The sequence below is a fragment of the Sodalis sp. RH20 genome, from assembly GCF_047324205.1.
Classification (GTDB): Bacteria; Pseudomonadota; Gammaproteobacteria; order Enterobacterales; family Enterobacteriaceae; genus Acerihabitans.
In genome coordinates this window covers 4,297,200-4,310,054 of record NZ_CP178733.1, presented here as the reverse complement: position 1 = coordinate 4,310,054, position 12,855 = coordinate 4,297,200, and the positions used below count along the sequence as shown (strand labels likewise).

Genomic DNA, 12,855 nt, shown 5'->3' with positions numbered 1-12,855 from the left:
AAACTATGGAAATTTAACCACCTAAGTAGCGATTATCATAAGGGAATTAGAAAAAAAACACTAATGTGTAAGCCTTTTCCCTCACATTATTGGAAGAACAGCTTACACACAAGAGGTTACGGAGCACATAAACCAGACTTGATGGCCCTACCCGCACTACCTGGACGCCGATCAATACGGTTGTGGTGCAGACCGTATTGTTGCCTGACACGCATGCAGGATTCCGATGAGATGCGAAGGAACGAGCCAGCCTGGCCCCTATCCCGGAGACTTCTCATGGCACACCACCACCACAATATGCAGGGGCACGATGCCCTGTTTACCACGCCCACCGCACTTATGCTCGATACCCGGCTCACGCCACTGGAGCGCAACTGCTGGCAAGTTCTGCGCATGCTGCGCGCTGCGGACGGACTCAGCCCGCTGGCGAGCCTGGGGCAATTGCGACGCTATCTCACCTCCACGCCTTTAGGGCAGCGCGCTGGTTATGAGACGGCCTGGCGCGTCCTCGTGGTATTGCGGCTCACTGGCTGGATCAGCCTGGTGGGGCAGCATCGGGACCCCATGACCGACCATGTTCTCAGCGAGCTGTATCAAGTCCATGAAAGCACGCTGACCTTCCATCAGGCGTGCGCACTCGATGCAACTCTCCCGGAGCTTCTGCAAACATCCATCGGCCACGGAAATAATCAGGTCGATCGCGTCGCCATGTACATCCAGGAGACGCTTGAACACGCGCCCACCGCGGCCCCGAGTCATGCCGAAGACCAAGGCAGCGATGATGATGAGCCGCCGGCATCACGTATGTCGCCTGTCCGGGGAGACCAAAACACAGCACAAGCGCCAACCCCCGGCGATTCCGTCAGCACCACGGCAGGTCCGCAGCAGACCGACCCTGCCCAGCAGACAACTCCCGAGCAAGACAGTACGTATAGTAAGTATTTAAATAAAAAAGAACGTACGTACCGCGCACGAGCGCACGAGGATGTCGGTCCGGTGTCACCACCAGTAGCATTGCCGCCTTGTCTGGGTAGTGCCAAGGCGGAGCAGCAAAACGACGTGCGAACGGCCTTGCATCGGCTGCCGCCCCAGTATCGCCAGGACGTGCTGGATGAATTGCAGGCACGCAGCCAAAGCGGCACCGTGCGCAACGTCATCGCTTATTTCTTCGGTTTGGTGAGGCGGGTGCTTGCCGGCGAGTTTCGCTTGTGGGCAGGCCGCAAGGCCGCACAACCGGCTAGCCGTCCGCAACAGGCTGCTCCCTGCATGATGGCGAGAATCCAACGTGCCGAAATTTGCCAGGGGCCAACCCCTAAACTCGTATCACGCGAAACCGCGCTCGCGCATATCGCCGACATCCGCAAGATGCTGAACATGCCGGTGAACGCCGGAGACCTTGCCGCTCAGGTGATGCAGGCCAAGGGGTGGCATACTCGCCCTGCTTGATGCCCACTATGCCTTCGCGGCCTACGGCCTTGACCAAGAGGCGCCGCCTCTTGGAACTCCGTTCTCGCCGAAGGGCAGGGCTGCAGGGGGCGAACATCCCCTACAGCCAGTTGATAGGCTAGTGCGCTGTATGGGCGTCAATGGTGCGCTGCGCCGGGTGCTCACTCGTTCGGTGCTCACCTACGGCTGCGCTCCGCTGCGGCTTGCGCGCCCGCCATTGACTCCCACTTCGCGCGGATTTTTCCTGCTTGTCGGGCAATTTCTTCGGATGCCGTCGCATGGGCTTTACACTCAAGCTGCCTGCGCAGGAGCGGCATGAGCACCATGTCGCCCCTGCGCAGGTAGCCGACAAAGCCGAAGGCCGCGTCAGTGCAGCAGTCGGGTAATGTGCATTCCTGCCTCCGCGCCTTTTCGCTTTGCACGACTCCAATGCCACGCCATGGGCCGTCACTGCACACCGCAGTGACGGCCCTGGGAATTGCAGCAACAATGCGGGTTGGCGCCGTATCCTATTTCATGCTTCGCACATGATGATGCCCTGACACACTGGCAGGGTAATAACCCACCGGCAGGTTTAAATGCCGGTATACTAGGCGCAGGGCAATAAGCGCCACTACGGCTGAAGTCGCCACTTCACCGATTCCGTACCCACCCGGTTGCCCATCCCTGGCGTGTTTCGGCTCAACTTCGCGCGCCGCCCTTACCCATAGGGGAGCCTTACTTATCCCTGCATTGATATACCCAGCCATCATCACATCGCGCCTACCTGCGCTTCTTTTATCGTTTCAGTTTGGCGTTATAAATGTATATCTGGCGTAACCGCCCATCTTCTTCTCATCACTTCATAGGAGGTTATTATCCAAATTGTTTGCATTGCTATTCCTTGCGATAAACACCTTCCGGTCTTCCCATGGGAAGCGGGACGGTGGCCTCATTCGAGGCAACAGGTGATCTGAGCACCTGGCCCATGCCCTTCGGGGATCTCGCTTTAGCGAGTTGGCAATAACACTCACCTTTTTTAGCTCAGGACAGAAAATACTACGGTTAAACAGGAGATATCGATGGATGATCTTACCTATACGCTACGCCAGCTTTGCCAGCGTAATCGCGATGGCAGCCATGCCACGCAGGCTGACCGTGTGCGGTCACTGGCCTTGGTCAGCCGCCAGCTACACGAGGCGGGATTTCGGCAGATGCGGGCAACATCGCTTAAGGGTAAGCATGTCGCGGTATTACTGGAACGTTGGCAGGGCGAAGGATTATCAGCAGGCACCCTCAAAAATCGCCTGGCGCATTTGCGATGGTGGGCCGAGAAGGTCGGCAAGGCTGGCGTTATTCTAGCCGATAACACGCAACTGGGCATCCCCGAACGGCGATTTGTCGCCAGCGAGAACAAGGCGCGTGACTTAGGCGACAGTTTGGATAAAGTGAATGATCCCTATGTACGCATGAGCCTGCTTTTGCAAAAGGCCTTTGGTCTGCGCCGCGAGGAGTCCATCAAGTTCCGACCCGGCTATGCTGACCGTGGAGATTGTATTGTTCTCAAGAGAACATGGACCAAGGGCGGGCGTGAACGAACGATCCCCATAACTACTGCTGAGCAACGAGATGTGCTCGATCGGTCGCATAGAATGGCTGGCGCGGGTTCGCTGATACCAGCGCATAAGACGTATATACAGCAGCGCGATGTCTATGACGGGCAATGCAAAGCGGCAGGGCTGAGTAATATGCATGGGCTGCGACATCATTACGCCCAGGCCCGATATCAGGCATTGACGGGATGGCCAGCTCCGGCGGCAGGTGGTAAGCCTAGCCACATGTTATCACCCTTAGAGCGTACCCAGGATGCGATCGCCCGCCAGACCATAAGCCGAGAGTTGGGGCACGAGCGTACCCAGATCACTACTGTTTATTTGGGACGGTAAGTAGGATGGGCGGACTTGCCTTAGTCGTGGAAAATAGCGGTCAACGCAAATTGAGTATTGGTGCTGACAGTTACTTTTGCGCTTTAAGTATTAAAAAAGGTGGCCGACGGCAGTGTTTCACTAATTTGGGCCGTTTCGCCAGGGCTTCTTCTGTCGGTTGCGGCTCAGACAATGTGCGCAGGGTAAAACCACAACCCAGCAAGGTATTCACATAGTTTTCTGTCGTGCGATGGTATTTAATGACGTCATTTATAAACCACTGAGTATGGCGTATCGACTGATCGTGATAATTATCCAGCGGCCAATGCTCACCGGCTTCAGTGGTGATCCATCCCACCGGCCAGGCGGTACAAACAGGATGTTCAACGCTGAAAATAAAATAGCCACCGGGTTTTAGCGCCTTATAAACCTTGCGGCATATTCCCGTGTAATCCTCGACGTAATGCAAGGCTAATGACGACACCACCAGATCATAGATATTGTCATCAGCCGCAAAATCCTCCATCGAAATAGGCTGAAAGGTAATGCCCGGATCATCCGTCAGGCGTTGCGCCTCAGCCAGCATACGCGTTGACAGTTCAATTCCCGTGACATGGGCGGCGCCCTTGGCGCGGGCGTATCGCGCAAAATCGCCAAAGCCGCTGCCAAGATCGAGCACGTTCAAGTAGCTCAGTTCCGGCAGTAACGCGCGGATCGCGGGCAGCTCCAGCGCGCCGTTCAGGCCGGAGTCATTCTGGCGTAATATTTTATATCCTTCGAAAAAATCAGGGTCATCGTACACATTTTGCCGGGATAAATCGTTGTGCGACGCAGTCATGATACAAGTCTCCTTTGTCGTCGGTTACGTCAGCTTGCTTTGATGCTAATGAAATTAGTGGAGGGAAGCACTATTTTGATCGATGATATACCTATCAATATTCATCCGGGAGAGGACGTTGATGACACGCATCGCGATCGATTTACCTGAAGAAGATCTCCGGCAATGGGATAATCTGGCCGCTATACGCCATCTCTCCCGGCCAGAGTTAATCAGGCAAGCCTTGTCTGGCTATCTTGCAGATAATCGTGCTGATAGTAATAATGCGTTTGGCCTATGGGCTAATAGCAACACTGACGGCATCCTCTATGAAAGTCAGGTCCGCAATCATGACTGGGAATGAGTGTTCGATGGGCTTCGTTTGACATCGCTATCAGTTTTAAAATGGCGCTGAAAAAGTCCTCGCAATCTGGTTTGACCAGTTCTGGATTCAGCGTAAAAATATGTCGGCTCCGCCCCATCTTAACAAATTGGGGGCCTTTTTGAGGGCTTCGATAGAAAGGCTTTCTAACTTACTAAAATTAAATAATTATTTGGTGTTCGATTTCGGCCTTCCCATTACTACATAATCAGGTCACCCAAGGGTGGCTTTTTCTGTCCATATTCTTCTGCAAGTTCATAATCTTCTTTTATATAAAGAAATATATCCATCTTTCCTTCCGTGTCGAGTTCTCATTCTTCCATGCTGGCCGTTTTTCATCCATTAATATCCGGTCCATGGATGCGGCTTCCCGTTTGCAACAAACAAAATCAACGCGCTCCTGCCATGGAACCTCACATCCCTGCGGAATAACGGTCAATACGGCCCTGGGCGTATGTTTACACTGGGAGAGGTGCCGACAGTGTCTATACAGCTTCTTCGGGGTAAGTTCAGGGAGACGCGCTATGTTTTTTGACAGCCCGTGACTTGCGGGTAATTGCGACATACGAGATCGAGTTTGTTTTTCGGTTCGAAACCTTTATCCAGCATGCATCGCTGAACATTAGCGGCTTTGCGCAGCGTGGGCACGTAAGGCGCCGAGCCCAAAGGTTGCGGATAACCGCATTGATACATCACCGCCAGTGCTTGTTTGTCGTTTTCAACTTCATGAGAAAAATGCAGCGAGGCCCCCACTTTACGCCAAGTAATCAAGGAAAACTTGCTCACGCCGGAATCCGGCTTAATCGGATGAAACCCGCTGTCTGCGACAAAAGGCAGCGCTTCCTGCTGGCTCTGGCTCAAGGGGTGCCCCTGCTTTTGCTGGAGGCAGGCTGGTGTATCATGGTAAACACGAACGCTGCAAATTTTGAATCCGTCTTTGCGGGTAAACCCCATATTTTCCATGCATTGGTAATACAGAACGGACTCATTATCCGTTTTGGGGATATCGGAGCCGGGGAGTTGCACGCCGCATTTACCCATCGCGACGCGCACGCCGTCGATATCCGTATCAGGACGCTGCCACTGTGTTAGATCCGGTGCTGGGGGGCATCCTGTCAGCAGGAATACCGACGTCGTCAGCAGAAGTAAAGTCATCAGAATCGATTTTCGGAACATTAAAATCCCTTATTCTGTCACCCCGCGCAGGAATGTGTGGTAATCATCACGCCTCTCCAGGTTGGGGCGGGACAAATACAGTATAGGCAGCGAAAGCAACCCAGACTGAATCAGGTACAGGATATTCAGGATACGACTCGTTCACCTGTTCCCGTCCGGGAACGGGTGGATGTACTCAAAAAACATGTCACGCCATCATGTTTAAAAAATCGTGTTTTATCGACACATGGCTAAAACGTGTCGATACCATAAGCCTATCCCGGCCATATGTTTAAAAAAAAATTTCATCGACACATGGCCGAGACATGTCGATATTGTAAATACGTTCGGGCCGTATATTTAAAAAAATCATTTTTATCGACATATTCTAAAATGTTTTACGTGCGCCATCTGGATTGATCTATAACCATTTTCTAGCATACAAAACGCATTGGGTCGAAGACAAAACAGTCTATAAACTAAATGAGGCAACGCCGGAAGCGTACCTGCGCCCTGTGCAGGCGACAATTGCGGACCATTCCATCAATAATGTGCCGGATCCTGGCGGTTATGGGGGCATTCTACATACCCAAATCGTGTTAAATAACACCTCTATTTATTAATCGCGTAATAGTAAACACAAGCTGAATAATAAAAAATTTTGAATGCCTGTCGCCATAAGTAAACCCAGTCATGCTCAATTCCTTCCCAACACAAACAAACTATTGCGATCGTGTTCGCATCGTGGAATGCTTAACAATGTGCTGCGTTTATATCAATGAAATCAATAATTTTTGTTAAGTCAGGGACGGGGAATGGACAAGAATACTCAGGGGTTCACATCATACTGGCGTAACTCCTTAGCAGACGCCGAGTCTGGTAAAGGGGCATTTGAGCGTAAAGACGCGGATAAATTCATCCGGTGGATGGACATCTCCACGGGACGGCTGGATGAAGAAGTTATTAACGCATTCTTTGAGGGTGAAAGCGACACGGTAAAAACCGTCGAGGTATTGTTACGACCAAAAGCTTGGATCCGCCAGCTAAAGCATGGTAAAGAGCGAACGGCAGGCGCGCCAGGTATCGCCACACCGCTGGTGACTTCCGCTCTCCTGAACCGTGAAGGCTTTTTGTTCCCCACTGCACCTGCCACTATCCCTCGTGACCTGCTAGAACCGCTTCCCAAAGGCACCTTCTCCATTGGCGAGATGGCGCAATATGACAGATACAAAACCACGCATAATTCGACCACTTTTGGCGAGGATGACGAACAGCAACGCCGCGAGGAAAATGACGAGCAGCGGGTTAAGCGTTATGAAAAGCATCAGCAGCAGTGGCAAAGGTACCTGACTGAGACAAATAATCTCCTGGAAAGCGTGGCCGGAAAATGGATCGCCACCCACGAGCAATACGAACCGGCAGGGTATGGCTACATTATCAAAGCGAACCAGCCCAGCGGGGCCAGCCTCCATATCCTTCCTCTGTATGATCATCTGCTGATGTGTAAAAAAGAGGTTCCGTTACTGGCGTGCTTTGCCTCGACGGAAATGCCCCCCGTAGAACCTCTCCTTGCCGCCAATGCAAAGTTCAGCGAGCGTCTGGGGCATTCCGGGGACGAGTTCCCACTGGCTGTGGCGCAGCGAGACGCCCTGAGCCATTATCTCACCCAAAAGCAGGGTGATATCCTCGCCGTCAACGGCCCGCCGGGAACCGGAAAAACCACTCTGGTTCTCTCTATCATTGCTACTGAATGGGCAAGAGCTGCTCTCAATAAAACCGAACCGCCGGTGGTGATTGCCACATCAACCAATAACCAGGCAGTGACCAACATTATTGAAGCGTTCGGTAAAGATTTTGCCACTGGCACCGGAGCAATGGCCGGGCGCTGGCTGCCTGAGCTGAAAAGCTATGGCGCGTACTTCCCGTCTTCGGGCCGTAAGGCCGAGGCTGTGAAAAAATACCAGACGGATGACTTTTTTAACCGTGTTGAATCCCTGGAGTATGTTGAAGATGCGCAGGCCTTCTATCTTGCAAGGGCAAGGGTGGCGTTTCCGTCGGAGGAATGCAGTTCGCCCGAACGCGTCGTGGATCTCCTGCATGAGCGTTTAACCGAGCAGTCCGCGCAGCTCAAGCAAATCGATTCAGCATGGTACAGCCTGAGCCGCATCCGCCAGGAACGGAGCGCTATCAGCGAAGATCTTGACCAGTACATTCAGGACAAAAGTACGTTATTGCTCGACCGCACGAATGAAATTGCGCTTTTAACACTGGGCAAAAAGCAGTGGCAGCAATATCGCGCGGGTGAGTCGATGATGTATGCGTTCTTTTCATGGATCCCCGCAGTTCGTACTAAGCGCCATTATCAAATTAACCTCTTCCTGGACACTACGTTTGGCACACGAATGGCCGGGTTCCAGGGAATTGCGCCGGAAGGTATTGACGCGTATATCGACGGTTTGATTGCGCAAACGCAAAAAGAGCAGGGTGAGTATCAGCAACAAATCGATCTTGCACAGGACGTTTCCCGGCGCGAAAGCGCGGCCGTCAAGCATTGGCGCCAACTGACCGGGGCATTGGGACATTCAGGCGAAGAAGAGCTGGGCCTGGCCGGAGCTGATGAGCTTGCTGATACGCAGATTCGCTTTCCGGCGTTCCTGCTGGCGACCCACTACTGGGAAGGTCGCTGGCTGATGGATATGGCCGCTATTGATAATCTTCAAAAAGAAAAAGGCCGAAACGGCGCGAAAACAGTTAAGGCTCGCTGGCAGCGCAGAATGAAGCTCACCCCCTGTGTGGTGATGACCTGTTATATGCTGCCTTACCATATGAAAACCAGTGAATTTGCAGGTAAGGGAAAGCCATTTGATAAAAGCTATTTTTATAATCTTGCTGATCTGCTAATCGTCGATGAAGCGGGGCAGGTGCTCCCGGAGGTGGCGGCAGCCTCCTTCGCGCTGGCGAAAAAAGCGTTAGTGATTGGCGATACGGAACAAATCGCGCCTATCTGGAACAGTTTGCCCGGTATTGATATGGGCAATATGGTGGAGGAGAACATCCTCCCCGGCGGCACTCAGGAAGAGCTGACGGATGCCTATGCGCTGATGTGTGATTCAGGTAAAAGCGCGGCGTCGGGCAGCGTCATGAAGGTCGCGCAATTTAATTCGCGCTATCAGTACGATCTGGATCTGGTCCGCGGGATGTACCTGTACGAGCACCGACGCTGCTTCGATAACATCATTGGCTACTGTAACGCGCTCTGCTACCACGGCAAATTACAGCCGAAACGGGGCGCACAAAAAGAGACGCTTCTTCCGGCGATGGGTTATCTGCATATAGATGGTCTGGGTCAGCAGACAAACGGTGGCAGCCGCTACAACGCCTTTGAGGCCGGGACGATAGCGGCCTGGCTGGCGTCGCACAAAGAGGAAATCGAGCGTCATTACGACAAACCGCTGCATAAAGTGGTGGGGGTCGTTACGCCATTTTCGGCGCAGGTCAACGCCATCAAAGCGGCGTTGCGTAAGCTTGACATTAACTGTAGCGGTGATGAAGATTCCCTGACGGTCGGCACGGTGCACTCCCTGCAGGGGGCGGAAAGAGCGATTGTGCTCTTCTCCCCGGTCTATTCCAAACATGAGGATGGCGGGTTTATCGACAGTGACAGCAGCATGCTGAATGTCGCCGTCTCCCGCGCTAAGGACAGCTTTCTGGTCTTCGGCGATATGGATTTGTTTGAGATCCAGCCCGGTTCTTCGCCACGAGGATTGCTGGCAAAATACGTGTTCGCCTCAGACAGCAACGCATTGCAGTTTGAGTTTCAGGAGCGCAAAGATTTAAGCGCAGCACAAACGCAGGTCTCTACCCTGCACGGGGTGGAGCAGCATGATGCGTTTTTGAACCAGGCTTTTGACACTATCGGGAAGAGTATTACCATTGTTTCCCCTTGGTTGACCTGGCAAAAGCTGGAACAAACCGGCTTTCTGACATCAATGATTAAGGCGTGCTCGCGCGGCATTAATATCACGGTGGTGACAGACAGATATTACAATACCGAACACGCCGATTATGAAAAGCGTAAAGAGAAGCAACAGCGTCTTCACGTAGCATTGGAAAAGTTGAACGAGATGGGTATCACTACGAAGCTAGTTGAGCGCGTCCACAGTAAAATTGTGATTGGGGACGAGGGACTACTGTGCGTAGGGTCGTTTAACTGGTTCAGCGCCACGAGAGAAGAGAAGTATCAACGGTACGATACGTCGATGGTTTATCGCGGCGAGAGCTTAAAAGGTGAAATCAACACGATTTATACCAGCCTGGAGCAGCGCCAGTTGTAAGGCGAGTGCGAGTCCTTTAGATATGGAGTGAGCACCTTGAATATGTTGCATGAGCTCTGACGGTACGTTTTAGCGGTGGTGGATGCCGGTACTCACAGCGTCAACTCTGGGCCGTATTGACGCTTATTCAGTAGGGATTTTGAGGTTCCACGGCAGGGGATCTGTGATTTTATTGATGGGATGATCCGCGATAATTTCCAGCACATGGCGCAGATACGCTTCCGGCCCCACGCCGTTCAGTTTGCAACTGCCGATCAGCATATACATTAACGCCGCCCGATCGACGTCGCTGTTTTACGCCGAGTTGCCCTATTCTCAAATTTATCTTTAGTAGAACTCGGGCCTATGGGACTGTTAAAAAGGGCCGAGCCTTTTACAACGTTCTAATCAATCGGGCTGGGTTGCCGGCATAAATCCCTTTCACCGTCACGGGATTGACCACAACCCCCCCAGCCCCTATCACCGACCCGCTGCAAATGAAATCGGTTAATATCGTCGCACCGCTGCCGATGGTGACATTATCGCCAAGGCTGATTTTAATCCAACTTGCTGGATTTGGGTCTGGCGCACCACACCTGAATAAATCATTGGCGAATGTGACATTATGCCCAATAAAACAGTTCTCCCCCAATGACACGTTCTCACAAATGAACGTGTGTGACTGCACACGGCTGCCGCGCCCAATGACACATCCTTTCTGAATCTCAACGAAGGGGCCGACAAACACATCGTCATGAAGCTCACATCCATAAATGTTTGACGGTACCATCACTTTGACATTATCTCCGGTAGTCACGTCTCGTATGTCACAGTTGATAATTTTCATAACCCATCCATAGTTTATTTATTGCCGCCAATGTAAAAAGACCCACTGAGGTTGGAGATGTCAACATGGGTCAATGGAAATATACTGTGTCCAGCAGAATTAATTTATAACTCTTATCACAATTATTGTTGGCGTAAATGAAAAATAACTGATTGCGATATGAAGTTGGATGAACAACATCCAGATTTGTTATATTTTAATGCTAAAAATGCTATATGGAATGATAATAATGTTAATGCAAATATATATGCCGCTAACCTATGTCCTAATAGCGATGTATTTTACGGTGAGCAATCATGGCCTGAGCCGCAATAGTATTTACAAAGGCATATGTTATTCTTTTCTGGCCAATTTTGTGATATTGCTCGCGCCCGATAACCTAAGTATTGATAATATCACTCAAGACGGTATGTTATCGTACCTCTCTGCATCATCACTCACGATAATTATCATGCTTATCGTGTTATTTCTTTATTATCTTTGCAAAAGGGGAAAAAATGAATAATGTCAATGCAGGACCGGATAATGCTGAAGTAGCGCGTGGTATAGGTAGCGACATGGCTTGGGGCGCGACGTTCGGCGCGGTGTCCGGCGGCCCCGTCGGGGCAATGGTGGGGGCCGGTTGTGCCGCCGTGCAAAATGTGGTGCAAGGAGCGGTGAAACACGGCCCCGTGGCTGTAACTATGCCAACGGTTCCTATAGGACCTACGCCTTTCATGCCCGGCGCACCGCCGACCATCAATGGCATGTCTATAGACGAATTTTTAAAAAAACATAAAGCGCTTAATTAAGCCTTTATCAACGATTTGATTGCTTACATTCAATCTGGGAAGTCTTTTGCTGGATGCTTTCTGCTTCTTCTCTATGTTATGCCACCCTGTTGATTAAACAACAGTGAAAGGTTAATATCATGCTTGTAGACCCCCGGCGCGACCTCTGCGCAAGCATGCCCCCGGGGGCTTTTTTTATATAGGCTAGACAGCATAATATTTTTCGGTAAATTAAAAGTATGATTTTAATCATGCAGCAACTTAATTTTTTCATTTTATATTTTAATCTAATTACATTAATTAGCTTGTTTAGATCCCTGGGTGTTATCTTTTCTTTATATCAGTACATGATGAAAGGTCTTGCCTATGTCATCGGTCAGCCGTTGATGATGGTAATTAAATAAGTGGTTCGGAGCACTATTGTGATCGATCATGATACACATAAGGAATCATCCGGGAGAGGGTGCTGATGACCCGCATCGCGATCGATTTATCTGACGAAGATCTGCGGCAATGGGATAATCTGGCCGCTATTCGCCCTCTCTCCCGGGCAGGGTTAATCAGGCAAGCCTTGTCCGGCTACCTTGCAGATAATTGCACCGGTAGTAATAATAATGCGTTTGGCCTATGGGCTAAAAGCAATACTGACGGGATTTTCTTTGAAAGCCAGATCCGCCAGGAATGGAAATGAGTGTTTGATGGGCTACGTTTGATATAGATATCAGTTTTAAAATGGCGTTGAACAGAGCCTCGCAATCTGGTTTGACCAGTTATACATTCAGCGTTACAGGTCATCCGCGGGTGGCTTATTTATGCTTGAAATTCAGTCGCCGCAAGGCTTTCCACGCTTTCCCAGTCAACATAAGTACTGGATTCAATCAACATCAACTTACTGACAATAGTACAATTGTGGCTATATCCCGCTTCGATCATGTTTGTATCCGCGAGGTCGGCTGCATGGCCCACAGCCGGCGTAAAATCCTTGATATCCATATGCGCCGTCCGTTGCCAGCCAAGACCGAGACCCTGCGCCGGGCCGATACGGCGAGGCGTGCAACTACCTGGTAAGCCACTGATAGGCGTTGTGTTATTACAGCACCGATAGTTGTTTAGCCCCTCCGGTTTTTAGTACCACTGCCACTTGTGGCATCCCGCCCATTAACTCCTGGCTAGGGGATCAGGGGTTTATTCCCGGGCGCCGGCAACGCGCCGGGTAGTGGA

Annotated in this window: 11 protein-coding genes and 2 pseudogenes; 7 read left to right on the top strand and 6 right to left on the bottom strand. The window is 51.2% G+C overall.

What is annotated here, in order from left to right; translation table 11 throughout:
- Positions 1-276 precede the first annotated feature (276 nt).
- A complete protein-coding gene (locus tag ACL2XM_RS19730) occupies positions 277-1,446 on the top strand; it encodes an STY4528 family pathogenicity island replication protein (protein ID WP_413731471.1) in 1,170 nt (389 codons plus the stop codon).
- Positions 1,447-2,507: 1,061 nt separating this feature from the next.
- A complete protein-coding gene (locus ACL2XM_RS19725) occupies positions 2,508-3,371 on the top strand; it encodes a phage integrase N-terminal domain-containing protein (RefSeq protein WP_413731470.1) in 864 nt (287 codons plus the stop codon).
- 70 nt (positions 3,372-3,441) lie between these two features.
- Here the strand turns inward: ACL2XM_RS19725 and ACL2XM_RS19720 are convergent, their stop codons facing one another.
- Positions 3,442-4,035, bottom strand: a complete 594-nt coding sequence (locus ACL2XM_RS19720) for a class I SAM-dependent methyltransferase (RefSeq protein ID WP_413731469.1) — start codon at positions 4,033-4,035, stop codon at positions 3,442-3,444.
- Positions 4,036-4,309: 274 nt separating this feature from the next.
- On the opposite strand from ACL2XM_RS19720, the gene ACL2XM_RS19715 reads away from it, so the two are divergent.
- A complete protein-coding gene (locus ACL2XM_RS19715; protein ID WP_413731467.1) occupies positions 4,310-4,531 on the top strand; it encodes a ribbon-helix-helix domain-containing protein in 222 nt (73 codons plus the stop codon).
- A gap of 540 nt (positions 4,532-5,071) precedes the next feature.
- Here ACL2XM_RS19715 and ACL2XM_RS19710 read toward each other — a convergent pair.
- Together ACL2XM_RS19710 and ACL2XM_RS19705 are read right to left on the bottom strand one after the other, a co-directional pair.
- Positions 5,072-5,725 (bottom strand): hypothetical protein, encoded by a 654-nt coding sequence (locus ACL2XM_RS19710; RefSeq protein ID WP_413721906.1) that lies wholly within the window; start codon positions 5,723-5,725, stop codon positions 5,072-5,074.
- A 12-nt stretch (positions 5,726-5,737) separates the two neighbouring features.
- Positions 5,738-5,905 (bottom strand): annotated as a pseudogene (locus ACL2XM_RS19705) (Fic family protein); the annotation flags it as partial.
- A 614-nt stretch (positions 5,906-6,519) separates the two neighbouring features.
- On the opposite strand from ACL2XM_RS19705, the gene ACL2XM_RS19700 reads away from it, so the two are divergent.
- A complete protein-coding gene (locus tag ACL2XM_RS19700) occupies positions 6,520-10,038 on the top strand; it encodes an AAA domain-containing protein (protein ID WP_413731466.1) in 3,519 nt (1,172 codons plus the stop codon).
- Positions 10,039-10,161: 123 nt separating this feature from the next.
- Here ACL2XM_RS19700 and ACL2XM_RS19695 read toward each other — a convergent pair.
- A pseudogene (locus ACL2XM_RS19695) lies at positions 10,162-10,320 on the bottom strand (transposase domain-containing protein); the annotation flags it as partial.
- 91 nt (positions 10,321-10,411) lie between these two features.
- Complete coding sequence (locus ACL2XM_RS19690; protein WP_413721908.1) at positions 10,412-10,864, bottom strand: acyltransferase; 453 nt, start codon at positions 10,862-10,864, stop codon at positions 10,412-10,414.
- A gap of 159 nt (positions 10,865-11,023) precedes the next feature.
- Between ACL2XM_RS19690 and ACL2XM_RS19685 the strand changes: the two genes are divergently transcribed.
- From ACL2XM_RS19685 to ACL2XM_RS19675, 3 genes are all read left to right on the top strand, one after another.
- Positions 11,024-11,179, top strand: coding sequence for a hypothetical protein (locus tag ACL2XM_RS19685; RefSeq protein ID WP_413721909.1), 156 nt, complete (start codon positions 11,024-11,026; stop codon positions 11,177-11,179).
- Positions 11,180-11,361: 182 nt separating this feature from the next.
- Positions 11,362-11,655 (top strand): hypothetical protein, encoded by a 294-nt coding sequence (locus ACL2XM_RS19680; RefSeq protein ID WP_410012520.1) that lies wholly within the window; start codon positions 11,362-11,364, stop codon positions 11,653-11,655.
- A gap of 448 nt (positions 11,656-12,103) precedes the next feature.
- The gene (locus ACL2XM_RS19675) at positions 12,104-12,325 is read left to right on the top strand and encodes a CopG family transcriptional regulator (RefSeq protein WP_413729032.1); all 222 of its coding nucleotides are present in this window, start codon (positions 12,104-12,106) and stop codon (positions 12,323-12,325) included.
- Between the two features lie 119 nt (positions 12,326-12,444).
- Here the strand turns inward: ACL2XM_RS19675 and ACL2XM_RS19670 are convergent, their stop codons facing one another.
- Complete coding sequence (locus ACL2XM_RS19670) at positions 12,445-12,627, bottom strand: hypothetical protein (protein WP_410012518.1); 183 nt, start codon at positions 12,625-12,627, stop codon at positions 12,445-12,447.
- Positions 12,628-12,855: the final 228 nt, after the last annotated feature.